The organism is Nitratireductor aestuarii, assembly GCF_014641695.1.
GTDB classification, from domain to species: Bacteria; Pseudomonadota; Alphaproteobacteria; order Rhizobiales; family Rhizobiaceae; genus Chelativorans; species Chelativorans aestuarii.
Genome location: NZ_BMIF01000005.1, coordinates 163,931 through 187,606, shown reverse-complemented (window position 1 = coordinate 187,606; position 23,676 = coordinate 163,931). Strand labels below are relative to the sequence as shown.

Here is a 23,676-nt window from a genome sequence, read left to right as displayed (position 1 = left end):
AACCGGTTTTCCGTCCGGAACCCCGAGCAACAAAGAGTTAAAGCAGTTCAGAGTTTCTGTGAAAGTCTGAACCGGTCTATCGGTCGCGCGAAATCAGTCGTCAGGCAAGGATGTAGGTCTCGTTCTCCAGTTCCCGCACGCGGCCCTCCATCACGAGTTTTGCAAGATGGGACAAGACGTTGCGGTAAGCTGCATTGACGAGGACCGGGTTCGTCTTCTTGCTGTAGAGCGCACTGCGGATGTCGTCAGGCCTCGTTAGCCCGCGTCCAAGCGCCTCCAGTATCTCCTGCTCACGCGCCAGCCGCCGGTCGAGAAGTTCCTGCACGAAAGGCTTCGGCTCATGGAGTAGCGGGCCGTGTCCCGGCGCATAGACCCGGTCAGGTCTGTCGATCAGCCGCTGCAGGCTGCGGAAATATCCCAGCATGTCGCCATTGGGCGGAGGCCCGACCACGGTGCTGCACCAAGCCATGACATGGTCGCCACTGAAGAGGACGCCGTCGCCGCGCGCAAAGCACAGGTGATCGGCAGCATGTCCCGGCGTGTGGATTGCGGTCAAGGAGCCAACACGTGATCCATCCTCCAGTGCAATATCCGGCACGCGATCTGAGCTTGTGCTTTTGTAAAAGGCGGCGAGCGGTGCGCCGGTTCTCTTCTGGAGACTGCGGATGCCCTCCGCATGATCGACATGGCCATGGGTGAGCAGGATCAGGCTGATGCGCCCGGCTGCATCCACGATCGTATCCAGATGCTTTCCATCATCCGGCCCGGGATCGATCACGACTACGTCTGCACCATCATCAAGAATGTAGGCGTTCGTTCCGTGGTACCGCATCGGTCCCGGGTTCTCCGCCGTGATACGAAGAACGCCAGGCAATACTTCGATGGCCTTGCCGCGTGAAGGTTCCGGTTCAGTCTGGAAGGCCATTACAGCTCCGATTTGCTCGATCTAAAAATATAATATGACATTATAATCTATTCAGCAACACACGGAATTTGCCACGAAATTCCGGCGAGCTGGGCATTGGTGATCCTACCTCGTTTGGCCGTTTGAGATTGGTGGTATCGGCGTTTCGCGCAGGGAAACGGTCCATGTTCCTGCAAGCCCGGGGAGCATTCACGAGCTAATTTTATCCCGCCACGCTTGTCGGCAAAGAGATAATGTTATAATGATATCTCAAGAGGAAATTTTCACAAGAGTTTAGGGAGGAAGACGTGAGACTAGATTTTCTTTGCGTGGCTGCTGCGGTAGCCACTTCAGTTACGGCCTTTGCCCTGCCGGCTACGGCAGCTGACTGGCCGAACCAGCCAATCACGATGATCGTTCCTTTCCCTGCCGGTGGCGGATCCGATCCGGTTGCCCGCATGGTTGCTGACGGGCTCAGCAAGAAGTTCAACCAGCCGGTGCTGGTGGATTTCCGCCCGGGCGGTTCGGCGACGGTCGGAACCAATCTTGTCGCCAAGGCCAAGGCGGACGGCTACACCATCATGCTGTCCCCCAACACGCCGGTGGTCAACGTCAAGTACACGATCCAGGACCTTCCCTATGACGTGGAAGACCTCGTCGCGGTAACCCAGCTGACCGATGCGTCGATCATGCTTGTGGCCAACAAGAATTTTGAACCGAACAACTTCGCCGAGCTGGTGGAATACGCCAAGGCGAACCCGGGCAAGATCAACCTGGCAGTGCAGGGTACGGGCGGCGTCAGCCACTTCGCTGCATCGCTGATCCAGTCCGAGCTTGGCCTCGACTTCAACATGGTGCCTTACAAGGGCGCTGGTGACATGATCAGCGACATGATGAGCGGCGTGGTCGACATCGGCTTCGGCTTCCCCACGGGCTTCTTCTCCGGCGTGGAAGCAGGCAAGCTAAAGTTCGTCACATCTCTTGCCGACGCCCGCTCCAAGGCATTGCCTGATATCGCAACGACTGCCGAAGAAGGCTTCCCGCAGATCCGCGCCAGCGCCTGGCTGATGCTCTTTGCACCGAAAGGCACCCCTGCGGAGGTTCTGGAAAAGCTTTCCACCTCGACCAACGAGGTTCTGGCCGATCCGGACATCACCAAGCGTCTGGAAGACCTCGGCTACGCGGTAACGGCTGAAAGCTCGCCGGAAAAGGCGCAGGCCCTTCTCGAACAGGACCGGACGGACTTCGCCAAGGTCATTGAATCGGGCGCAATGAAGTTGGGGGCAGAGTAGTGGCAATGGGTGGTGCTGCCTTGGCAGCGCCACCCTGCCTCTCGTCCACGCCGCATCTTTTCTCCTCCTGAGACCATGTCGCGCGGGTGGGCGCTGAACAGCTGCCACTTCTGTTTGCCCGCTGCACAAAGGGAAGCTTGATGAACCTTTCCATCAATCGCGATGCGGTTGCCGGTGTTGTCCTTGGGGCACTGGGCGCCTTCGTCGCGATCTACGCATATCTCTCCTATCCGATAGGCAACATGGCGAGGATGGGGCCGGGAATGTTCCCGCTTCTCCTTGGTGTTACCCTTCTGCTGATCGCCATCGCGATCTTCCTTCTATCCTTCCTGCGGCAGCGACATTCGATCGAGGTCAACCTGCGTGCTGGCGGGCTGGTCCTGCTGGCGCTGGCGATCTTTGCGGCCACGGTTGATCCGTTCGGCGTCGTGCCGAGCATGATGGTCCTGATGGTCATCTCATATTTTGCGGTTCCAGGCCGAAACATTCTCACTACGATCATCCTGTCCGCAGCAGTCACCGCGCTGATGGTGATCATCTTCGTCTACATCATGAACCTGCATCTGAAGCTGTTTGCGTGGCCGCTATGAACGCTCTTGCCGAACTCTATGATCATGTTGCCATCGGCCTGAGCGTTGCTGTCAGTCCAACCAATCTCTGGTACTGCCTGCTCGGCGTCTTCCTTGGCCAGCTCCTGGGCGCGCTGCCGGGCATCGGCGCTCTCGTCGCCATTACGCTCCTGTTCCCGATCACCTATCATCTGGAGCCGACCACGGCGCTGATCATGCTCGCCGGCATCTACTACGGCAGCGCCTATGGCGGTTCGACAGCGTCAATCCTCCTGAACCTGCCCGGCACGCCCTCAAGCGCCGTCGCATGTCTGGACGGCTATCCGCTCGCCCGCCAGGGCAGGGCAGGCGCTGCTCTTTCCATGACCACGATCGGTTCGTTCGTTGGTGGCAGCATCGGCATCATCCTGATGATGCTGTTTGCCCCCACCATTGCGGAATGGGCGCTGGAATTCGGTCCCTGGGAATACGTGGCCCTGATCATCGTCGGCCTTGTCTCCGCCTCGACTGTCGGCAGTGAATCGCCGCTCAAGGGTATCGCCATGGTCATCATCGGCATCATGGTGGGCCTGGTCGGCCAGGATATCGGCAGTGGCATCCCGCGCTTTACCTTCGGTTCAAACGAGCTGTTGGATGGCGTGGGGCTCGTGGCGGTAGCCATCGGCCTCTTCGGTGTCGCCGAGGTCATTTCGACCCTGAAGAGCGGCTTCGCCGACGAGGTGAACCAGTTCAAGGTAACGCTCCGCTCCATGATCCCGACCCGTGACGATGCGCGAAGGTCGTGGAAACCGATCCTGCGCGGCTCCGCGGTTGGCTCCTTCTTCGGAATCCTGCCCGGCACCGGGGCGCTGATCGCTTCCTTCATCTCCTACGCTGTCGAGCGCAAGCTGGCTGACGATCCGTCTCGTTTCGGCAAGGGCGCCATGGAAGGGCTGGTTGCGCCGGAGACAGCCAACAACGCCGCCGACCAGACCGCCTTCATCCCGACCATGACGCTGGGCATTCCCGGCAGCGCTACGATGGCGATCATGCTGGGCGTGCTCATCATGAACGGCATCACCCCAGGGCCTGCGGTTATCGCTGAAAAGCCTGAACTCTTCTGGGGGCTCATCATGAGCTTCTGGATCGGCAACGTCATCCTGGTGATCCTCAACATCCCGATGATCGGCATCTGGACGCGGATTCTCACCGTTCCATACCGCGCGCTCTATCCGTTCATCCTGGCCTTCGTATGCATGGGCATCTACAGCATCGCGCAGTCGAGCTTCGATATATGGATCGTGTTCGTCGCAGGGGCGCTCGGCTATTTCTTCCGCATCCTGGACCTTCCGCTGGCTCCCTTGATCCTCGGCGTCGTGCTGGGCCCCATGTTCGAGGAACATTTCCTCCGTTCGCAGGTGCTTTCGCGCGGCGATTTCATGATGTTCCTGCAGCGACCGGTCAGCCTTGTCCTGCTGCTCATCGCCCTCGCCATCGTTGTGACGTCTGCCTACTCGGCACTCTTTCCCCGCAAAGTTCAGGAGCCCGTGATCGATGGAAGCACAAATGCCTGAGAGTAGCCTGCAAACAGCCGAAAGCCGCCTGCGGGAGCTGATCGACCGCGAAGAACTCTTCGACCTGGTGCGGCGCGAGCGGCTCGCCCGCGACAGACGTCGCTTCGAGCAGATGCGGGAGTGCTTCCATGACGACGCCTACGTCAGCACCACCTGGTATCATGGGACGGGTGCGGAGGCCTATGTCGAGGCGACGCGCAAGTGGATGGGTGACCGTCAGCCAGGCACGCACTGGGTGTTTCCCGCCTATGCCGACATTTGCGGGGATCGTGCCACGGTGGAAAGTTCGGCAATGATTGCAAGCCGGCCGAAACTCATGGACATTGAGGTCGATGTCGAGGTGATCTGCCGCTTCTTCTCCCGGGCCGTCAGGCAGGATGGGCGCTGGAAACTGCTTACCTTCCGGGTGATCTTCGAGCGAGACATCATGCGCCCGGTCGACCATTCCCAGACCTTGCCGATCGACAAGGACGTTCTGGCGACGCTGCGTCCCTCCTACAAGTTCATCGGCTACCTCCAGACCAGCCGCGGTGTGAAGCTGAACCCGGATCATCTGGGAGACGACCGTCCGCAGGAACTGGAAGCATTCTACGCTGGCGAGCGAGCCTGGGTGCGCGGCGGCGAATAGCCTGCGCTCCCGCCGGCCCAACAACGAACCATGTGAGACTGATCATGCAAGCATTTCCGGCGCTTTATATCGATGGATCCTTCTGCACCGCTGCCGGCGGAGCGGAGGGTGACATCTTCAATCCCGCGACTGGAGAGGTGATCGGCCGTCTGCCGCACGCCAAGCAGGAGGACATGGACCGCGCCCTTGAGGCTGCGCAAAAGGGTTTTGACAAGTGGCGGAAAATGACGGCGCACGAGCGGGCGGGCATCATGCGCCGCGCCGCGCAGCTCATCCGCGAACGCCTGGATCTCCTGGCGGAGGCCATGACGCGCGAACAGGGCAAGCCGCTTGCAGAAGCGCGGATGGAGGTGATGCTTGCGCCTGAGCACATCGAATGGTGTGCGGAAGAGGGCAAGCGCGCATATGGCCGCGTTATCCCATCGCGAACGCCAGCCGTGCGTCAGCAAACGATCCGTGAGCCGGTTGGTCCGGTGGCTGCCTTCGCGCCATGGAATTTCCCGATCAACCAGAGCATCCGCAAGATCGCGGGTGCGCTTGCGGCAGGCTGCTCCATCATCATCAAGGGGCCGGAAGAGTCTCCCACCTGTGTCGTCGAGATGGTTAGGTGCTTCCATGATGCCGGTCTGCCGGCGGGTGTCCTGAACCTTCTTTTCGGCGTACCTGCCGAAATCTCGGCTTATCTCATTCCATCGCCCATCATCCGCAAGATCTCGTTTACGGGTTCCGTTTCCGTCGGCAAGCATCTGGCGGCGCTCGCGGGCCAGCACATGAAGCGCTCAACGATGGAGCTTGGCGGCCACGCGCCGGTGCTGGTCTTCGACGACTCCGACATCGATCTGGCGGCGAAGGTCACGGCTGCGAACAAGTTCCGCAACGCGGGCCAAGTCTGCGTTGCACCGACGCGTTTCTACGTCCATGACCGCGTCTTCGACCCCTTCGTATCGCGTTTCCAGGAAATCACCGAAACGCTCAAGGTTGGCAACGGCATGGAGCAGGGCACCCAGATGGGGCCGCTCGCCGCCAGCCGGCGCGTGGGCGCCATGGAAACTTTCGTCTCCGATGCGGTGGAGCGCGGTGCAAGACTTGCGGTGGGTGGAAACCGCATCGGCAACCAGGGCAATTTCTTCGCGCCTACGGTCCTGACCGATGTTCCGGATGATGCCATGATCATGACGGAAGAACCCTTCGGGCCGCTCGCCCCGATCGTGCGCTTTTCAGATCGCGACGAGGTGATCCAGCGCGCCAACAGCCTGCCCTTCGGCCTCGCCGCCTATGTCTTCACGCGGTCACTCAACACTGCCAACGTGGCGATGGAGGAACTGGGATCGGGCATGGTCTCGCTCAATGGCGCGCCATTGAACTCGCCGGAAACACCTTTCGGGGGTGTTAAGGACAGCGGCTATGGCAGTGAAGGCGGCATCGAAGGTCTCGACGCGTATCTGACGACCAAGTTCTTCGCCCAGACGGTGTGAATGGCGGCGGACCTACGCTCGCTTCGCTGTCGTGCACCCCTGCATGTAAAATGGCCGACGAAGCAACGATTGCAATTGACGGCGGCAGCTGGATGGCGAATGGAGGCAACTGACGCTCCTATCGCAACCGCTCTGCGCTTGACTGGCGGCGGATGCGTCGGGAAATTGGGGCAACAGCAGGGGCAAGGCTGCCCGTCATCCTATGGGCGCCATGAAGGTTTGATCGGTGGACACGAAGCTTGAGCTCCAGCCCTTCCTCACAGGCGAGGCGGTACCAGCGCCTGCCTGGTTCGAGCGCGTCATCGCCGTCCGGCCGGAGCGGAGCTTTGTTCCTGTCGATGGCGTGGACATCGAGCTTCTGACATGGGGCAAGGTTGGCAATCCCGGGTTGCTCTTTCTCCACGGGAAGGGCGCGCACGCCGACTGGTGGAGTTTTATCGCGCCCTTCTTCAGTGAAAACTACCGCGTTGCCGCTACATCCTGGTCGGGCATGGGGCGGTCAGGCTGGCGGAATTCCTACCCGATTTCTGTACTGGCGGAAGAGGCCTTGGCTGCACTCGATGCAGGCGGGCTCAACGCGGGAAATGAGCGCCCGATCCTGGTCGCTCATTCGTTCGGATCCCGTGTCGCGGCACGGCTCTGCGAAATGTTTCCGGATCGTTTTCGCGCGGTCGTGCTGGTTGATCCACCCATCTTCAAGGAAGAAGCACTGGCTCTGAGACGCAGCCGCTGGATGCAGGAATCGGGAAGGCCGCACCGGATCTATCCGTCTTTGGAAGAGGCGCTTCGGCGGTTCCGCTTCTCGCCCGAGCAGCCCTGCGATAACCTCTATATCGCTGATTATATCGCCCGTCGGTCGGTGACCGAAATAGCGGCAGATGGTCAGCGGGGATGGCGGTGGTGCTTTGATCCTCAACATCGAAACGCGCATCGCCAGGACGCCCTTGAGGACCTGCCGCACAAGAAGGACATTGCCTACACCATCGTTCTCGGCGATCAGTCGTCACTCTACCGGCCGGAGGACGTCGACTACATCAAGAGCGTGTGCGGCTGTGATGTTCCTCTGATCTCTGTTCCTGGGGCCGCTCACCACGTGATGGTCGACCAGCCGCTCGCTTTGGTCTCCGTGCTGCGCACCATCTTCGCGTGCCCAGACGGCGGTCTGTAGCGCCGGCTGCGCGCACTCGGCAGGGATGGGTACCAACCAGGCGTGCCCTACAGGTGAAGCCGAAATTCTGGGCTACCCAGGGCGGATCTAGTCCAGTTCAGACTTCCACAGAAACCTGAACTGCTACGTCTTTGTTTTCTCGCCGTTCTGGCGGAAAGCCGCTTTGCACTTTTCCTGGAGCCGCTCTAGGACACATACCCATAAAAGGGATTCCCAAATTGGAGCTGTTGTGATTCCCTTCTTGCAACTTGCAGGAGGTTGTTATGGCGCGTTTCGATCTGACGGATTTCGAGTGGTCTGTGATTCAGCCGCTGCTTCCAACGAAGGTGCGCGGGGTGCCGCGCGCCGATGACCGCAAGGTTCTCAACGGCATCTTCTGGCGGTTGCGCACAGGTGCGCCGTGGGCCGACATTCCGGCGCGCTACGGTCCGCACACGACTTGCGTCAATCGCTTCAATCGGTGGCGCAGGGCAGGCTACTGGGGGCGTATTCTCAAAGCTATATCAGTTGCTTACGACGGTGACGTGCAGATAATCGACTCGTCCTCGATCCGCGTTCACCAGCACGCCGCCAACGACCAAAAAAAGACGAGCGATCCCGTTGCATGGGTCGCTCGCGCGGCGGCCTGACCACAAAGATCCATGCGCTTGTCGATGCCGAGGGGCGTCCGATCCGCCTCAAGCTTACCGAGGGCCAGGCCCATGACGGTCGCTCGGCCGCCGACATGTTCGAAACCGTAGAGGCCGGGCACATCCTGCTCGCCGACCGCGCCTATGACAGCGACGGCCTGCGCGCCACAATGGCCGAGTGCGGCGCATGGGCCAACATCCGCGCCATGCCGAACCGCGTCAAAACCTTCCCGTTCAGCCAATGGGTCTACCGACAGCGCAACGTGATCGAGCGCTTTTTTAATAAACTCAAACACTTCAGGGCAATCGCAACCAGATATGACAAGCGCGACGACAACTTCCTCGCTTCTGTCCAACTCGCGTCAATACGCATCTGGTTGCGGAGTTATGAGTCGGTCACCTAGTCCGAATTGTCGTTGTCTCCCGGTTCGAGTCCACATACCCACTCACATCTATTGCCGGTTCTCCCACCCGCGGGAGAATGTCGGGCGCGCGAGGGAGGAGCGTTGCATGGATATACAAAAGAACCGCCGCTACATCCGGACGATTCCTGCCATGTTCGGGAGCCCGCGGCCTGATTGGCTGGCCCTCCACGAGGAAGAACCGATCGACCCGTCACTGCCCATCGTGGACGCGCACCACCATCTCTGGGAGTACGCAGGCAACCGCTACCTGCTCGACGATTTCGCCGAAGATCTCGCTGGCGGGCACAACGTCGTCGCGAGTGTCTATGTGGAATGCGGCTCGCGCTATCGCAAGGGCGGACCTGAAGAGCTTCGGCCGATCGGCGAGGTGGAGTTTGCGGCGAAAGCGGCTGAGGCTGGCAAGGCATATGGAAAGACTGACATCTGCAGCGCCATCGTCGGCACGGTCGATCTGTCGCTCGGAAGCAAGGTAGAGGAGGTGCTCGCCGCAGCTATCGAAGCCGGCCGTGGGCGGCTGCGCGGTATTCGCCGGATGACGGGATGGGATGCAGACGAAGAGCTGATGGCGAAACTTGTCAAGCGTCGTCCTGGCATGCTGGCGGAGCCCTCTTTCCGCGAAGGCTTTGCGTGCCTGGCTTCCTTCCGCCTGTCCTTCGATGCCTTCGTTTTCCAACGTCAATTGCCCGAAGTGCTGGATCTCGCCCGTAGCTTTCCAGAGACCATGATCGTCGTCGACCATTGCGGCGGTCCGATTGGGGTGGCCTCCTACGGCCGTGATCTGTCCGAAAGCTTTCGCGAATGGCGCACCAACATTGAAGCGTTGGCGCGCCTCGACAATGTCTACATGAAACTTGGAGGCCTGGGCATGCGCCTTGCCGGATTCGACTTCGAAGCTTGCGCAACGCCGCCATCATCGACCGAGCTTGCTGCTGCCTGGCATCCCTACATCGACGCGCTCATTCAGGCATTTGGCCCGTCTCGCTGCATGTTCGAAAGCAACTTCCCTGCGGATAAGGGGACGTGCAGCTACACGGTTCTGTGGAATGCCTTCAAGCTTCTCGCAGAACCATACTCGTCCAGCGAAAAAGCCGACCTTTTCTGCGGTTCAGCTTCACGCTTCTACCGGCTGACCTAGCTCAATCCGGGAAAGTGGAGCTGGTTTTCCATCCGAATTGCATCAAAATCATCGAGCGCCTTGCGGGGCCAAAGGCAGATTACAGCCCCCGGATCATCCGGTGGCGGGCGGAATACCCCCTGCTGAGCCTCCCGTGCTTGCCGAAGCGAAGCACATGGAATCCGGACTGCAGCTTCTCGACCCGCCGAGCGACAAGCTCACGGTGACAAGCATGGTGCGACCAACACACCCGCAAGCGGAAGAAGCTGGCAGACACACAGCGACAATGCTCTCGGGCCGCTCGACATGCACTGTCGTATGGCCGGTACGCAGTGACATTGGCGATATGCCGCCTTCGCCTGGAGCGATGCGAGCACGGATTGGGCACCCATTCTTGCCCGCAACTGCTGCCAGACAAGGCTTGGATCATTTCAACATGTAGGGTCAGGCTGAAATGATCCAGTTCTGCGGTTCGTATCTGCTTAAAGCAAGCTTCCTTTAGATGTGCGGTTGATCAGGATACCTCATCTGAAGTGGTAAGACAGGCGCAGGAATACGCTGTTGAACTTGAGATTGTCGTTATCCTTCTCAAGATCAGTATGGAGATATTCGGCACCAATGCTGAAGTTATCCGCAGCAAGGAATTCCAGGCCGCCACCGATAGTATAGCCAAACCGCGTATCACGATCCGAGCTCAGGACAGTGTTGTTCTGGAACGCTTTGCTTTCCACTCCGCCAACAGCAAGGCCACCGGTTGCGTAGAACAGTACCCGGTCTGCAGCGAAGCCGGCTCGTGCCCGCAACGTTCCAAGGAAGTTCACGGATTGGCTGACCCCCAAGATATTGTCGCCGTCCGTGATACCCATTCTCCGTTCCCAATCGAGGAAGTTTACGTCCGCGAGCGCGCCAAGAACGAAATTGTTCTGGAACTGGTGATTGTAGCCGACGTGGACACCACCGATGATGGTGCTTCTCTTCTCGTCGTAGAAGAAGGAAAGATCCGATGCGGTAACTCCGTCTTGATCTCCCAGATCGAAGCGCTCGTTCCAGTCTTCGACAGCCAACGCTGCGGCCTCTGTATTCGGCGTTTCACCGATAGCGAAGGCGGCGCATGGCAATGCGAGCGCGGTGGCACTCGTGTTGGGCGTCGATGCATGCGCAAATGCAAAGAGGTCGAAATCATCGCATTCCGCGGTTGTGCCCGGACCGCCAGGGTTTGTCGGGACAGTCGGTACCCTGGGGAATTTAGGCCCCCTGAGCCAGCCCACCTGTCCGCCGATAAAGACGCCCGTCCAGTTGGCGGTATAGGCCGCCGGTTCGATGATTGGATCGAGCATCACCGGATCGGCTGCATGGGCAGCAGTTGCGACAGATAGAAACCCGAGAATTGTAATAGCACGCTTCATAGCAGATACCCCCCAAGTACCGCGTAGCAGGCTGCAAGTCTCGAACGGGGGATCGAAAGATTGCAGCCTGCTATCAGCGGCGTTTAGTAATTAGTCGCCGCCGTTGATGGCGCTGTTCAGGGCAGCCCCATCAAACCCGAACGAAATCGAACCTGTGTTCAGAGCACCAGCAGCAAGAGTGGAAATACCTGCTAGTGCAGTGCCGTTGCTGATGATGTCTACGCTACCGTTGATCGTGGCGTTGTTGAACGCTTCGTTAACAGCGTACACGCCCGTGGCCGGACCACTGGACGCCTCCGCGAACGCTCCACTCGCACTCGCGCTAAGACCACCCAGCGAGGCGTATTGCCCCTTTCCGGAGAACGCTTCCGCTGACGTGTTTGTGGTTGCTGCTGCGGCGGATGATGCCTCACCATTAAGGTAAGTAAGATCGCTGAGGCTGCCCCCCATTGCAAAATTGCCCTGGCTAGAACCTGCAGAGGCCACTGACGCTATATGTCCGGTGTTGATTGCACCTGCGGCAACGGTCTTGATCTCTTCTGTGGATGCTACGATGGCATTGCCAAAGGAGAAATTATTCTCAGCCGAAACATCTGCCAGAAGGTGCCCGTTGCCAACAAAGCCGGTTATCCCAGCCCCGGAAAGGAGAGTTCCGCTCCCCTCGGCATCAATGTTAACGGCAATCCCGATGTTGACAGCACTCTCGAATGAGTTGCTGCTTTCAATATTTGGGAATGCGTTGATATTCACGCTAGCGTCGATCGCATTGGCATTGACGGCGCGGTTGATCCAGTTCCCTGTTTCAAAGGCCTCCATCTGGTCGATGATAGGGTTTCCGATCGTTTGCGAAAGGCTGTCTGCCGCAGCAGGCGAAACGGCGCCCAATGCAAGCACAGCCGCTGTTGTAAGGTATATTGATCTGATTTTCATGACGTCCTCCAAAAGGATGACAGCTCCCCGACACTGTCGTTGTTCTCACGAGACGGCGAGCGGGGTCTCACCGTTTTGTGAGGCGGAACATGCCCCCCCACCTCAAAGTTGTTCGCCAGCCTCGCCGCTACGCTTCGGTACCCACCCACCCCGTGCGGGATCCCACTGCTGCTGTTGGAGCGGTGGGTTTCCGTTTGCTACGGGGAGTGCGTTCTGTTGTACCGGAACCGGTTCTTGCGCCGGGGCGCCGTTGTTGCCGGTTGGTATCGGTTCTTCTGCGACCGTCGTGGCCTTGGCCTTGGATTCAAGTTCGGCAATTGCCTTGGCCGTAGATGTTTCATTTATCTTGCCATGCCCTTCATCAATGAAGGCGCGGCATTCAGCATAGGCCTCGGCCTTCATCACCTGCGTCAGCAGTTCGAACGTGGCCAGGTAAAGCATCTGGCGCAGCGCAAAATGCAGCGCTTCACGTTCTCTGCCACCGATGTCTCCGGACGCCAGGGTCGACCCAAAGAACCGTCCCAATCCCAGCCCATATTCATTTGCATAGATCTGCTTGTGCAGCGGCACATTGGCGACAATTCTTCCGGAATGCGCCTCGGTAAGAGCAAGGTCTATGCCGACCAGCATGCGGTGGGCGCGGTAGCGTCCGCCAATACCCGCCACTTCCGCCTGAACACCTCCGCCAGGAATGAAATCAAGGCTGTTGATGCTCCCTGTGATATAGAAGTTGGATGGAATGATGCGGCTGGCGTCGCGGATGCGCCATTCCATCTCTGTTGTTGTAACGCGCGGATCGCGTCTGTTCACCACGGTGGCGCCCGCCTTGAATAGTGCGGACTGCACCATGTCGCCGGCACCCTGCGTTACGAACTTGCCAACACCTCCGTCAGTAAAACTTTCCTTTCCGGTCTGATCAAGAATAGCGCCAACTGAGAAGACGACCCTCTTTGAAACTTTTCCGTCGAGACAAGTCAGCGCCTGGTCGAAGGGGGTGACAACATCCGAGATCGGAGGTCCTTCAATGAGCCGAGCGTCAACTTTAGGCGGTGTTATTGCCGTGGCTGTGCATCCAGACGCTAGTGCAGCAGCAGTAAGTGCTGCTATAATTCGACTCTTCACCTTGCTATCCATCCACTCAATATTGGCATCCGGAAGATCCGATGGCGGACGTACCTTCGCCAATGTTCACGCTACCGTCCTGACAGCCGGTTGAATCGGCAAGATTGCTGATGTCGATGTTGTTGTTGTTCCCGTTCAGGTTGATGTTGTTGGTTGAATTGTTCACCGCGCCAATGGCGTTCGTATTTTGACCAATTGTCGTGGTCGTATTGTTGGTAACGTTCTGCGTTATTGAGGTTTTACCAAGAGATTCGTAGTATCCCTGCTCCTTCTTCTCGATCAGATCCGCTTGAAGAAGACGAAGATTCCGGTCTGCTGTGGATGTGAAAGTATAGTTGCCGTTCCAGTCAACGGCCGGCGACACCACGTTCTGCGCCCAGACTCCGGTGCTGCCTGTCAGAAAAAACAAGCAAGCAATGCACATTTGTGCCGAGTAATTCTTCAATAAGCGCAAAGTTTTGCCCTCCATCCACTTCATTTTTCATGTGTGGAGCCCCAACTATGGGCGCCGTCCCCCGAAGACGGCGTAGATTGCCCATAGAGCTAAATCGAAGTGAGCAGGTATCATAGGCAATTTGTACAGTCAATCTTAGTGCTGTGACTCAAAAATACTGCGAACGATGATGTTTATACTGCAATTGAGGTAATCAAGCGTGCGCAAATGGGTGAGGCGCGCGGCATAACTTCTGGTGCAATCTTGCAGCAGCCGGATGTAAGCCCTTATAAATAGTAAATTTTCTCTTTCAGCGCAGGTGGGTCATTGTGGAAGAGTCCACAGCTACGATGATCGGTCGGAATAGGCCCGATTTCAGTCGCTATCTTTCCACAATTCCTTAACTGTTGCCTGGAAAGCACGCTGTTTTTCGAGTGCTGTGTTGCAGATGCTGGCAAGAAAAAGGGAATATCGAAACAACTCGCAGAGGCTTAATCACCCAATTAGAGTATAATTATCGAGAGTATGCCGTGTAATCAAAATGATTCATGGCAAAAAAATATTTATATTGTTATTTGGTTTTCTGGCTGCGTTCCGCGGCACGAGGTGCTCTTGAGAACGCGCTGCAGCGGCCAGGCTCTTGGTATGCGTCCGGCCGCCCTGATGCTCGGCCGTTTCAGGCCGAGGCCATGCTCCACGGTGTTCCGCTGCGCGCGTCGACCGGCACGTATTCTTCCCGTCCATCTTCGAGGAAGCATAGGTGCGAGGCGAGGTTGGCAACGCTGCAGGAATGGTTTGGAAGGATGAGGAGGCGCGCGCCGCGTTTCAGCGGCTTGCCTTCCTGCACGACAAAACCATGCTCTTCCGACAGTTTCTGGATTTGCCGCGCCTTGCCATCGCCGCCGATCTCATAGGCTTCACCGAAACCTGCTACACCCTTCGTGCCGTGGGGTCCTAGATCGGAGCTGAGCGTCTTCGACCCAGCGTCAACAATGGCATAGTCATCGTTGGCACTGATCACGGTCGCGACGACAGCGAGCGAGAGATCGCGACGCTCGACGATACCGAGACGCACCGCCGATAGATCGAGGAAGGCGTAGTTTCCGGGTCGCACTTCCTGAATCCCTTCGAATCCGCCATGGGCGAAGAGCGTCGGCGTGCTGCCGACCGAGATGCGCCGGGCGTCGATGCCCTCAGCGGCCAGCCGTTCGCGCAGTTCAGTCATCTGCTCGCGCTCGCGCACGGCCACCTCGCGGATGCCTTCTGGCGTGCCAGCCCCGTAAGCATGTCCAGCATGAGAGAGCAGGCCGACCAGATCGAGCTTGGGAGCATCCGCGAGGGCGCGGGCGACCTCGACAGCCTTCTGTGAGACCGGATCTACGCCGCAGCGATGCAGCCCAACGTCGACTTTCAGGAACACGTCGACTGTTTCGGCGCTATTGCTGGCGGCGGAGGCAAGCGTTGCCGCACCTTCCGCTGAATCGCAGATGAAGCGGATCCTGCTGCCGTGTTCTCGCGCGATCTCCATGAGCCGTGCAGCTGTGGCCTTGTCCACGATCGGATAGGCTATGGTGACGGTGCCGAAACCTTGGCGCAGAAAAGCGGCAGCCTCCGCCGGACGCGAAACAGTGAGGCCGGAGGCGCCGGCCTCCATCTGCATCCGGGCAATGCGGAAAGACTTGTGCGTCTTCACATGCGGGTGCAGTTCAACGCCGGCAGGGAGGATAGCGGCGGGGCGGGCAATGTTCTTCTTCAGCCGCTCGACGTCGACGACCACCTGCGGTGTCACCACCCGCTCAGCTCCGGCGAAGGCGCCGGAGACAGCCTGACTTTCTTCCTGCATGGCAGTCTGTCCTCTTACCAAACGACCGGATGGGTCGCGCCGTTCTGCACATTGACGAGCCCCTCCGGCGCCTCGGGCGTCGGTGCAACCAGTACCCAACGCCAAGGCGCGCAGGTGAGTGTCGCGAAGGCGAGCCGCTCGGGGAAGCCGGGATGCCAGCGCGGCTGGAAGGTAGGTTCGTACATCCAGTCGACAAGCGCTCCTTCCGCGTAGAGCTTCTCCATGTCGGCATGGAGATCTTCGGCGGAACGGCAGCTCATCAGGCCGCCGACTTCATAAGCGACGGTTGCGACGAGTTTGCCTTCCCGCACGAGCGCCCAGCCGCCACCGCTTTCGGCGAGCGCGTTGACCGCCGTGGCCATCGCCTCATCCGACGAGCCTACCACCCAGATATTGTGCTTGTCATGGGCGACGGAGCAGGCGAGCGCGGTGTCAGGCGTGCGCGGGCCGCAGCCCAGCCAGAACATGCGCGAAACACCCGCGTTGCCCGAGAAACGGTCGACGATGGCGAACTTGGTTACGTTGTGATCGGGGTCGCGGGCGACCTGACCGTCAACTACCGGCAGTTCGCGCGTGATGAACTCATCCGTCCAGTGGAAGGGCCGAAGAAGCGCGGCGTTCATCGTGCTGCGACCCGCTTCTGCGCGGATCGCGAAATCCTCGGCGGTGAGCGTACGGCCAATGTTGATCGTGTTCGTCGCCCATTCCGGCCACTCAATCCTTGGCACGGGCAGGAGGTAACGCGTCCCTTCGGAAGCCTGCCGGCCATCGGCCCAGACCTTCTCGATGCGGAAGGACTGCAGATCCGAAAGCAGCACGACGTCGGCGTAACGGCCCGGCGCAATGCTGCCCACCCATGGCGTCAGCCGCATGTGACGGGCGGGATTGATGGTGACGGCCTGGATGGCGATCTCTGGCGCAAGGCCATTCTCGATCGCAAGCCGCACGTTGTGGTCGGTCGCGCCAAGGCGCAGCGTGTCAGAGGCGCTGCGATCATCCGTGGCGAAGGCGATCTGCGACCAGTCCTGCAGGCCGCGCTCGAGCAGGCCCTTGATCACGTCCGGCATGGAGTGGACGCGCAGTTCCATGAAGAGACCGTGGGCCAGTTTCTCCCAGAACTCCTCGGGCGTCCAGGCCTCGTGGTCGGAGGCAAGGCCCGCTGCCGCAAAGGCGTTGATCGAGTCCATGTCGCGCAGGCCCGCCGCATGGCCTTCGACCACGCCGCGACGCTCGAAGGTGGCCTGGATCATGCCCCAAAGACGGTGGTAGGAAGGATTTTCCGGGTTCCAGACGGCAGGCCAATCCATGACCTCGTCCAGCCCCGGCACCATCAGCGTCTGCTTCAAGAACGCCGCTTGCTCGTCATAGCCATACCAGCCACCACCATGCTCATAGGCTGTGGGAGGAACGGCGGAGCCGGGCAGGGGGAAGATCTTCATCGGTGAGCCGCGACGGCGGGCTTCCAGCCAGAATTCGAGATTACGTGCACCATTGACGTTGGAAAACTCGTGGCTTGCTTCGCAGGTCCACGTGTTTCCGCGGGGAACCACGAGAGCGGCTTCCCATTCCGGCGTTATGTGCGAGCTTTCGATGTGCTTATGCACCTCGCCAAGGCCGGGGATGGCCATCAGGTCCGGTTCGTGAAAGCGCTCGCGAACTTCTCCGGGAAATGTCCCAGCCGGCCCGACCCATGCGATGCGGCGGCCGTGGATGACAATTTCCTGATCTTCGCGCCAGGTGCGGCTATGGACGTCGAGAAGGCGGCCCACACGGAGCGAGCGATCGGCCGGACGCTTGCCGAGCGCCACCAGCGTCAGCTCCTGACGAATGCGGATCTCGCGGTCCCCAGCGATCTCGATGTCGTCGCTGTCGTTCAGAGCTTCAGCCTTCATCCGTTTCTCCTGTCGTCTCCGCCTGTTCGGCATGGTCTGATCTGCTGCCGAGGCAGACCGATAGAATTTGTGCGGGGCCCTTGGCGAGCGAGCGGAAGCCGTGCTTGCAGGAGCCATCGAAATAAATGCTGTCGCCCGTCTCCAGCGCTATGGGGGCATAGGGTTCCATCAGGAACTCCACCGGTCCGCTCACGACGAATACGAATTCTTCGCCGCGATGCGCGCTGTAACTGCGCTCGGCAAAGGTCTTGCGCACCGGAATGTCGATGAGCATCGGTTCGAACACCTTGCCGACGAGGTCGGAAGCCAATGCACGATAGGCACCCATCTCTGTCTGGAAGCTCATGCCTTCTCCGGCGCGCGTAATGGAGCGCACGCCGTGCGGCATCTGGCTGGCATTGCCGCCGATCAAGTGCACGAAATCGACGCCGAGGCCGGTCGCAAGCCGCGTCATCACCGCATAGCTGGGCGAAGTCTGACCGTTCTCGATCTTGGAAAGCGTCGAGACCGACACACCAGTCTTTGAGGCGACTTCCACCAGCGTCCAGCCGTTTTCCGCGCGCAGCCGCGTCAGCACCTGGCCGGCGGGGGACGGCGATTGGGGGTTCCTGCTCACGTGATCAATCCAGCTCTCGCACGGGCAGGATCGGACCTGGCCCCTTGCGCTCCACGATCAGGCGATAGTGCTCGGGCTCCCGGTGGCGGGCAAGGTCGAAGATGGTCTTGCGATAGACCGTACCCATATTGAGGTCGCAGCCGGCCGCGATCACCTCGTCATCCGTGCTCGTGGCGTGCGCGATGATCTGGCCCGAAGGCGCCACGATCATGCTGTTGCCGATCAGGTTCGAGCCTTCCTCGAGGCCTGCCTTCGCCGTGGCAACAACCCACGTCGAGTTCTGGTAGGCACCCGCCTGCAGCGAAAGCTGGTTGTGGAAGGTGGTCAGGATATCGAAGTCGAAGACGTCGGTGTGGTCATCCGGCGTGTTGTAACCGACCATGACCATTTCCACGCCTAGCAGGGCCATGACGCGGTAGGTCTCCGGCCAGCGGCGGTCGTTGCAGATGCACATGCCGATCACGCCGCCGAATGCCTCATAGACCGGAAAGCCCATGTTGCCCGGCTCGAAATAGCGCTTTTCCAGATGCTGCGAGCGCAGATGCGGCTGGGGCTCACTCCAGCCCGGGAGATGAATCTTGCGGTACTTGCCGACGATCTCGCCCTTCTGGTTCACCAGGATCGAGGTGTTGAAGTAGCGGCGGCGCGGGCCTTCCACCAGCTCTGCGTAACCGAGGTAGAAGCCGATGCCGAGCTTTGCTGCTTCCTCGAACAGCGGACGGGTCTCCGGTCCCGGCATCTCCTTTTCGAAGAAACTATCGATCTCTTCCTGGGTCTCCAGCGCCCAGCGAGGGAAGAAGGTGGTGAGCGCCAGTTCGGGAAACACGATGACGTCGCTGCCGCGCGCCTTCGCCTCACGCATGAGCTCGATCAGGCGGCGGACGACCTGCGTGCGGGTCTCTGCGCGGGCGATCGGCCCAAGCTGGCCGCAGGCAACGTTGACGATACGCTTTTCCATCTTGTGCTCCTTCAGGATTTCGCTGCCGGGAGAATTGCGCACTGCTGTGGGGCGACGGAGAGAACCGCCTGAGTGCCCACGCCCGGATGTGCCTTATCCACCGCGCCATGGGCGATCAGCGGACCGGCATCGCTGTCGCATTGATACTGGTAAGCGCGTCCGAGATAGGTTCGCATGCCAAGGGTCACCGGGACACCGGCATTGCCGGGTGCGGCAAGGCGCAGTCCTTCCGGGCGGCAGGCAAGCAGGAAGTGGTCGGGAATGATGCCGAACTCCCCCTGATCGAGCTCGAGGGTCGCTCCACCGGCGAGTGCGGCGGTGACGATCTTGCCGCGTCGTTCAACGACCTGCATGGGCAGAATGTTCTCGAAGCCGACGAAACGGGCGACGAATTCGTTCACCGGTCGCCGATAGAGGACTTCCGGGGTATCGAGCTGCACGATGCGGCCTGCGTCCATGATGGCCACGCGGTCGGAGATGGCGAAGGCCTCCTCCTGGTCGTGGGTGACATAGATGGCGGTGCGCTCGTTGGCCTTCTGCAATGCGCGGATGTGGACGCGCATCTCGACGCGAAGCTTGGCATCGAGGTTGGACAGCGGTTCGTCGAACATCAGGAGGGGCGGGCGGATGACCAGAGCGCGGGCGAGCGCCACGCGCTGTTTCTGGCCGTTGGAAAGGGCGGAGGGCAGGCGATCGGCGAGGCCGGTCAAGCCCACCGTCTCCAGCATTTCCATAGCCTGACGGTCACGCTCGGTATTTCCCACGCCGCGTTGCTTCAGCCCGAAGGCGACGTTGTCGCGCACGGTCAGGTGCGGCAACAGCGCATAGTTCTGGAAGACGATGCCGATGTTGCGCTTGTGCACCGGAACGCGGCTCACGTCGCGCTCGCCGATGCGGATGCTGCCGCGGGTGGGCGTCAGGAAACCGGCGACAAGCCGCAGCGTCGTCGTCTTGCCGCAGCCGCTGGAGCCCAGCAGGGAGACAAGTTCGCCCGGTCGAACGTCGAGGCTCAAATCCTTCAGGATCTCCGTATTGCCATAGGAGGCGGAGACGCGGTCCAGTACGAGGGGTTCGCTCGGAGTCATCTTCATTTCACGACATTGGAGAGGCCGAAGCTGCGCTCAAGAACCACCATCACGACGAGTGTGATAGCCATGAGCAGCACCGAGACGGCGGCAACGGAAGGATCGAAATACTGTTCGACATAGGTGAGCACCTCCACCTGCAGCGTGCTGACGCCGGGTCCAGTTAGGAACAGTGACACCGAGACGTCGTTCAGCGAGGTGATGAAGGCGAGGATGAACGCGGCGAGAATGCCCGCCTTGATGTTGGGCAGCACCACCGCCAGCACCGTCTTCAGCGGATGCATGCCAAGGCTGACGGCGGCCTCCTCGGCGCTGAAGTCGAAGTTGCTGAGGCTCGCGCCAAGCACGCGCACCGCATAGGGCAGCACGAGGATGGTGTGCCCGGCGATCAGCGCCGTCATGACCGGCAGCTCCAGTGCCACGATGACGGTCTTCAGGAGCGAGAAGCCGAACACGATTTCCGGCACCAGAAGCGGCAGGAAGAAGACTGAGCTGAACCAGCTGGGGAAGCTGCCGCGATGCTTCACGATCGCGTAGCTCGTGGGAATGCCGACAAGGAGCGCGAGCGCGGTGGCCGAGATTGCAACTGTCAGGCTTACCAGAAAGGCGTCCATGAAGTTCTGCAGGCTCAAGACCCGCTCGAACCAGCGCAGCGACAGCGACTGCGGTGGGAAGGCGAGGTAAGTGGCATCGTTGAAGGCCGCGCCCAGTACGAGGACGAGCGGCGCGATCAGGAACAGGAAGACAAGGCCTGCGGAGATGCCCAGAAGCGGATGAACCTTACGTCCCATGTCAGCCTCCCGTCGCCGGATTGAAACGGCGGGCAAGCTTGCCCATGGCGAGGATCGCCACCAGCGTCACAAGTACCATGACCGTGGCGATGATGCCGGCGGTGTTCCAGTCGAAGGAGACCATGGCCTTTTCGTAGAGCTGCGTGGGCATGATCGCCTGCCTGTCGCCGCCGAGGAGACGCGCGGTGGCAAACGCCGCAAGGCTGCCGGTGAAGATCAGGACGCCACCGACAATGAGGCCGGGGACGGCAAGCGGCAGGATCACCTGCGTGAAGACGCCGAGCGGGTTTGCGCCGAGCGAAGAACTCGCGTCCAGCACATCCTTCTCGATGCCGTCGAGAACGCCGACGAGCGAGAGAATGGCGAGCGGCGTGAAAAGATAGACGAGGCCCGTGACCAGAGAGAAGCTGGTAAACAGCATTGGCACCGGCTGATCGACAATGCCGAGGTTCAGCAGAAGGTTGTTCAGAAGACCCTTGCGGCCGAGGATGATCATCCAGGCGAAGGCGCGCACCACCGCGCCCGTAAGCAGCGGGAAAACCGAAAGGATCAGCAGCGGTGTGCGGTATTTCGCAGGGCAGCGTGTGATGAAGAGTGCAGCGATGAACCCGAAGATCAGCGACAGAACCGTGGTAATGGTCGCGATCTTGATCGTCCGCAGGATGACGGTGCGATTGTAGGGTTCGCTGAAGAAGGCGACGTAGCGCTGCCAGCCCTGGTCCAGCGGCAGGAACGATTCCGCCAGCGTGTCCCCGACGGGATAGATCAGCAAAAACAGGATCAGCGCGAGGGCGGGAACCGTCAGCAACAGCGGAAGCCATTTTCGGTTCATGGTGGACGGTTCCCTATTCTTGTCGAGGTTACGGCGGCAGATCAGTTGCCGAAGATCTCGTTCCAGCGGCGCTCCCAGTCCGCCTTGGCGGCGTTCAGGGCCTGATAGTCCGGCTTGCGCAGGGCTCCAATCTGCTCGGCGCCATGTGCTGCGTACTTCACTTCCTCAGCATTGAGCTCGGTCTTGGCGTTGATCGCAGCATCGCCCGTGGTGATGTTCAGGTTGCGCTGAACTTCCGGGTCGAGGCGCCAGTTGATGAAGGCGTGAGCCAGATCCTGGTTTTCCGACTTGGCTGCAATGTTGGCCGTGCTGAAGATGCCCCAGTTGCCTTCTTCCAGCGGAACCCACTTGGCGGAGGGAACAGCTGCCTGGATGGCGGGGATCGCAAAGTCCTGCAACGCGCCGACGACCACTTCGCCGGTTGAGAAGAGGTTCACGAGCTCGGAGCCCGAGGTGTAGGTCTTTACGACGTTCGGCTTCATCTCTGCGAGGCTTGCGAAGGCTGCGTCCGCATCCCTGAAGGCGTCGGCGCCAACGCGCTCACCTGCGATGATGACCGTCAGCGGGCCGGAGCTGGTGTTGAAGCCCGGAATGGCAATGCGGCCGGCGAGGTCGGAACGCCACAGGTCCTTCCACGAGGTGATAGGCTCCTTCACGGCGTCGGCGTCATAGATGATGCCATAGCGACCGACGGTGAAGGCCGGGCCTGCATCCTCGCCCTGAGGCGCGCGGGCGATTTCGTAGACGTCTGAGAGGTTGGGGATCTTGGAACGGTCGATCTTCGCAAAAGCGCCGGCATCAAGGCCAACCTGTGAGAAGGCATCGGTGAGGAAGATCACGTCGACGCCACCGCGGATCTGCAGCTTGTTGAGGCGGTCCGGGTTATTGCCGGTTTCGCGAACGATCTTGACGCCGTGCTTTTCTTCAAACGGCTTGTAGAGATGTTCTTCGAGGGCTTCGTTGCTGAATCCCCATTCGGATACAACGAGGGTCTTTTCCTGCGCGAGGGCTGGCGAGCCGGCTGCGAGCAAGCTGGACGTAATGGTCAGGGCAGAGGCAAGGTAGGCGAGCTTCATCAGGAGGGCTCCGGTGGCGAATTTTCCAAAACGAAAATAATTTTCGTACTTGCAAATTTGTAGCCGGCTAGCAAGGCCCTTTGCCTTGGTTTGGAAGCAAAAAACAGGCCATGACGGAGGGAATTGGAGTCCCTGTGAAAGCGCGGAGGAGTTGCTGCCTATGAAATGATCAAAAGGATGATCGAGTGATGATCAATGAGGCAGTGGCTCGCGCCGCCATGGCGCTGGCAACTGGTAACCCGAATCGCCGCTCAGGAGCTCCCTTGCATCCTCTCCGCACAGGCTCCCTACTTTCTGCCTACTGCCAGCTCTGCTCTGATGGCGGGATCATCATCCAGAAAGTCGGTTTCGACGGTGGCGCCTATGGCATCGAAATAGCGGCTCATGAAATTGCGGAACGATGCGGCGAGGGCAATGTCCGCGATATTGAGATCCGTGAATCCCACGGCCCTCAGGCGCTCAATGTTGGCCTCGGTTATCTGCGAGGCGTCGCGGGTGATCTGCTCGGCATAGGCGAGCATCTCCACCTGCTGTTCCGTCAACCCGGCATCGCGGTAGTCCCGTCGCACGGCAAGCGCCTGATCCCGGCCGATCATCCCGCAAAGACGCGGAAATAGACATGCGAGCAATAGCTCGAGGGCACGTGCTGCGCGGCGATGAAGGTGATCAGCCTGAAATTCACGAGCCCGAGCGAAAACCCGTCGCGGATCTGGTGAAGCAGGCTTTCGACAGGCACGATGATGTCTGGCCGGGCGGACCAGCATTGTGTCGCCTGCATCACGCGGCCCATGGAAGCTTCCTCGGCGGCGTAGAGCGCGGCAACTTCGCCCGTCGCTTCCTCGGGTTCGATCGTCTTGATGAACATGCACGCCTCCCAGTCCGGGCGAGGATATGAGGAGCATCTTAGCCGAGTTTGGCTGCCGGGAGAACGGCTG

Annotated in this window: 23 protein-coding genes; 8 read left to right on the top strand and 15 right to left on the bottom strand. The window is 60.0% G+C overall.

Translation table 11 applies throughout. The features are described from left to right. Window positions 1–100: 100 nt before the first annotated feature. Window positions 101–925 carry an MBL fold metallo-hydrolase gene (locus IEX27_RS10230; protein ID WP_188720947.1) on the bottom strand — a complete coding sequence of 275 codons (825 nt, stop codon included), beginning with the start codon at window positions 923–925 and terminating at the stop codon, window positions 101–103. A gap of 287 nt (window positions 926–1,212) precedes the next feature. Between IEX27_RS10230 and IEX27_RS10225 the strand changes: the two genes are divergently transcribed. The 8 genes from IEX27_RS10225 (at window position 1,213) to IEX27_RS10190 (ending at window position 9,778) form a co-directional block, all read left to right on the top strand. Further along, a complete protein-coding gene (locus IEX27_RS10225) occupies window positions 1,213–2,196 on the top strand; it encodes a Bug family tripartite tricarboxylate transporter substrate binding protein (protein ID WP_188720946.1) in 984 nt (327 codons plus the stop codon). Window positions 2,197–2,336: 140 nt separating this feature from the next. Then, window positions 2,337–2,786: a tripartite tricarboxylate transporter TctB family protein gene (locus IEX27_RS10220; protein ID WP_188720945.1), complete on the top strand. Its 450-nt coding sequence runs from the start codon at window positions 2,337–2,339 to the stop codon at window positions 2,784–2,786. Further along, window positions 2,783–4,318, top strand: coding sequence for a tripartite tricarboxylate transporter permease (locus tag IEX27_RS10215; protein ID WP_188721049.1), 1,536 nt, complete (start codon window positions 2,783–2,785; stop codon window positions 4,316–4,318). Before IEX27_RS10220 ends, IEX27_RS10215 begins: the two co-directional genes overlap by 4 nt. Beyond that, window positions 4,311–4,946 (top strand): nuclear transport factor 2 family protein, encoded by a 636-nt coding sequence (locus IEX27_RS10210; protein ID WP_188720944.1) that lies wholly within the window; start codon window positions 4,311–4,313, stop codon window positions 4,944–4,946. The genes IEX27_RS10215 and IEX27_RS10210 overlap by 8 nt, the downstream gene beginning before the upstream one ends. A 44-nt stretch (window positions 4,947–4,990) precedes the next feature. Further along, entirely contained in the window at window positions 4,991–6,421 is a 1,431-nt protein-coding gene (locus IEX27_RS10205) for an NAD-dependent succinate-semialdehyde dehydrogenase (RefSeq protein ID WP_188720943.1), read from the top strand. Between the two features lie 226 nt (window positions 6,422–6,647). Further along, the gene (locus IEX27_RS10200; protein ID WP_188720942.1) at window positions 6,648–7,589 is read left to right on the top strand and encodes an alpha/beta fold hydrolase; all 942 of its coding nucleotides are present in this window, start codon (window positions 6,648–6,650) and stop codon (window positions 7,587–7,589) included. Window positions 7,590–7,852: 263 nt separating this feature from the next. Further along, a protein-coding gene (locus tag IEX27_RS10195) for an IS5 family transposase (RefSeq protein ID WP_188720941.1) occupies window positions 7,853–8,622 on the top strand; the annotation gives its coding sequence in 2 pieces (ribosomal slippage) (window positions 7,853–8,164 and window positions 8,167–8,622; 768 coding nt in all). A 106-nt stretch (window positions 8,623–8,728) separates the two neighbouring features. Continuing rightward, a complete protein-coding gene (locus IEX27_RS10190) occupies window positions 8,729–9,778 on the top strand; it encodes an amidohydrolase family protein (protein ID WP_188720940.1) in 1,050 nt (349 codons plus the stop codon). A gap of 503 nt (window positions 9,779–10,281) precedes the next feature. Here IEX27_RS10190 and IEX27_RS10185 read toward each other — a convergent pair. From IEX27_RS10185 to IEX27_RS21360, 14 genes are all read right to left on the bottom strand, one after another. Beyond that, window positions 10,282–11,163 carry an outer membrane protein gene (locus IEX27_RS10185; RefSeq protein WP_188720939.1) on the bottom strand — a complete coding sequence of 294 codons (882 nt, stop codon included), beginning with the start codon at window positions 11,161–11,163 and terminating at the stop codon, window positions 10,282–10,284. 90 nt (window positions 11,164–11,253) lie between these two features. Beyond that, window positions 11,254–12,093, bottom strand: a complete 840-nt coding sequence (locus IEX27_RS10180; protein WP_188720938.1) for a hypothetical protein — start codon at window positions 12,091–12,093, stop codon at window positions 11,254–11,256. A 102-nt stretch (window positions 12,094–12,195) separates the two neighbouring features. Then, the gene (locus IEX27_RS10175; protein ID WP_188720937.1) at window positions 12,196–13,215 is read right to left on the bottom strand and encodes a CsgG/HfaB family protein; all 1,020 of its coding nucleotides are present in this window, start codon (window positions 13,213–13,215) and stop codon (window positions 12,196–12,198) included. A gap of 16 nt (window positions 13,216–13,231) precedes the next feature. Further along, window positions 13,232–13,684: a hypothetical protein gene (locus IEX27_RS10170; RefSeq protein WP_188720936.1), complete on the bottom strand. Its 453-nt coding sequence runs from the start codon at window positions 13,682–13,684 to the stop codon at window positions 13,232–13,234. A 640-nt stretch (window positions 13,685–14,324) separates the two neighbouring features. Further along, window positions 14,325–15,491, bottom strand: coding sequence for an alanine racemase (locus tag IEX27_RS10165; protein ID WP_188720935.1), 1,167 nt, complete (start codon window positions 15,489–15,491; stop codon window positions 14,325–14,327). Between the two features lie 14 nt (window positions 15,492–15,505). Then, window positions 15,506–17,383 (bottom strand): adenine deaminase, encoded by a 1,878-nt coding sequence (locus IEX27_RS10160; protein ID WP_188720934.1) that lies wholly within the window; start codon window positions 17,381–17,383, stop codon window positions 15,506–15,508. After that, window positions 17,373–17,999: a helix-turn-helix domain-containing protein gene (locus IEX27_RS10155; RefSeq protein ID WP_188720933.1), complete on the bottom strand. Its 627-nt coding sequence runs from the start codon at window positions 17,997–17,999 to the stop codon at window positions 17,373–17,375. The genes IEX27_RS10160 and IEX27_RS10155 overlap by 11 nt, the downstream gene beginning before the upstream one ends. Window positions 18,000–18,003: 4 nt before the next feature. After that, a complete protein-coding gene (locus IEX27_RS10150) occupies window positions 18,004–18,957 on the bottom strand; it encodes an N-carbamoyl-D-amino-acid hydrolase (RefSeq protein ID WP_188720932.1) in 954 nt (317 codons plus the stop codon). An 11-nt stretch (window positions 18,958–18,968) separates the two neighbouring features. Further along, window positions 18,969–20,042: an ABC transporter ATP-binding protein gene (locus tag IEX27_RS10145; RefSeq protein ID WP_188720931.1), complete on the bottom strand. Its 1,074-nt coding sequence runs from the start codon at window positions 20,040–20,042 to the stop codon at window positions 18,969–18,971. A gap of 2 nt (window positions 20,043–20,044) precedes the next feature. Beyond that, complete coding sequence (locus IEX27_RS10140) at window positions 20,045–20,833, bottom strand: ABC transporter permease (protein WP_188720930.1); 789 nt, start codon at window positions 20,831–20,833, stop codon at window positions 20,045–20,047. A 1-nt stretch (window position 20,834) separates the two neighbouring features. Continuing rightward, on the bottom strand, window positions 20,835–21,665 hold the full coding sequence (locus tag IEX27_RS10135) for an ABC transporter permease (protein WP_188720929.1): 831 nt from the start codon (window positions 21,663–21,665) through the stop codon (window positions 20,835–20,837). A gap of 41 nt (window positions 21,666–21,706) precedes the next feature. Further along, window positions 21,707–22,741 (bottom strand): ABC transporter substrate-binding protein, encoded by a 1,035-nt coding sequence (locus tag IEX27_RS10130; protein ID WP_188720928.1) that lies wholly within the window; start codon window positions 22,739–22,741, stop codon window positions 21,707–21,709. Between the two features lie 287 nt (window positions 22,742–23,028). Next, entirely contained in the window at window positions 23,029–23,337 is a 309-nt protein-coding gene (locus tag IEX27_RS21365; RefSeq protein WP_244630319.1) for a carboxymuconolactone decarboxylase family protein, read from the bottom strand. After that, window positions 23,334–23,606 carry a hypothetical protein gene (locus IEX27_RS21360; protein WP_244630318.1) on the bottom strand — a complete coding sequence of 91 codons (273 nt, stop codon included), beginning with the start codon at window positions 23,604–23,606 and terminating at the stop codon, window positions 23,334–23,336. Before IEX27_RS21360 ends, IEX27_RS21365 begins: the two co-directional genes overlap by 4 nt. Window positions 23,607–23,676 lie beyond the last annotated feature (70 nt).

Coding starts and splice junctions, on each gene's coding strand:
- IEX27_RS10190 (WP_188720940.1), top strand. CDS start 8,729: ATGGATATACAAAAGAACCGCCGCTACATCCGGACGATTCCTGCCATG.
- IEX27_RS10170 (WP_188720936.1), bottom strand. CDS start 13,684: ATGGAGGGCAAAACTTTGCGCTTATTGAAGAATTACTCGGCACAAATG.
- IEX27_RS10215 (WP_188721049.1), top strand. CDS start 2,783: ATGAACGCTCTTGCCGAACTCTATGATCATGTTGCCATCGGCCTGAGC.
- IEX27_RS10165 (WP_188720935.1), bottom strand. CDS start 15,491: ATGCAGGAAGAAAGTCAGGCTGTCTCCGGCGCCTTCGCCGGAGCTGAG.
- IEX27_RS10145 (WP_188720931.1), bottom strand. CDS start 20,042: ATGACTCCGAGCGAACCCCTCGTACTGGACCGCGTCTCCGCCTCCTAT.
- IEX27_RS21360 (WP_244630318.1), bottom strand. CDS start 23,606: ATGTTCATCAAGACGATCGAACCCGAGGAAGCGACGGGCGAAGTTGCC.
- IEX27_RS21365 (WP_244630319.1), bottom strand. CDS start 23,337: ATGATCGGCCGGGATCAGGCGCTTGCCGTGCGACGGGACTACCGCGAT.
- IEX27_RS10135 (WP_188720929.1), bottom strand. CDS start 21,665: ATGAACCGAAAATGGCTTCCGCTGTTGCTGACGGTTCCCGCCCTCGCG.
- IEX27_RS10220 (WP_188720945.1), top strand. CDS start 2,337: ATGAACCTTTCCATCAATCGCGATGCGGTTGCCGGTGTTGTCCTTGGG.
- IEX27_RS10230 (WP_188720947.1), bottom strand. CDS start 925: ATGGCCTTCCAGACTGAACCGGAACCTTCACGCGGCAAGGCCATCGAA.
- IEX27_RS10140 (WP_188720930.1), bottom strand. CDS start 20,833: ATGGGACGTAAGGTTCATCCGCTTCTGGGCATCTCCGCAGGCCTTGTC.
- IEX27_RS10130 (WP_188720928.1), bottom strand. CDS start 22,741: ATGAAGCTCGCCTACCTTGCCTCTGCCCTGACCATTACGTCCAGCTTG.
- IEX27_RS10205 (WP_188720943.1), top strand. CDS start 4,991: ATGCAAGCATTTCCGGCGCTTTATATCGATGGATCCTTCTGCACCGCT.
- IEX27_RS10160 (WP_188720934.1), bottom strand. CDS start 17,383: ATGAAGGCTGAAGCTCTGAACGACAGCGACGACATCGAGATCGCTGGG.
- IEX27_RS10185 (WP_188720939.1), bottom strand. CDS start 11,163: ATGAAGCGTGCTATTACAATTCTCGGGTTTCTATCTGTCGCAACTGCT.
- IEX27_RS10210 (WP_188720944.1), top strand. CDS start 4,311: ATGCCTGAGAGTAGCCTGCAAACAGCCGAAAGCCGCCTGCGGGAGCTG.
- IEX27_RS10150 (WP_188720932.1), bottom strand. CDS start 18,957: ATGGAAAAGCGTATCGTCAACGTTGCCTGCGGCCAGCTTGGGCCGATC.
- IEX27_RS10180 (WP_188720938.1), bottom strand. CDS start 12,093: ATGAAAATCAGATCAATATACCTTACAACAGCGGCTGTGCTTGCATTG.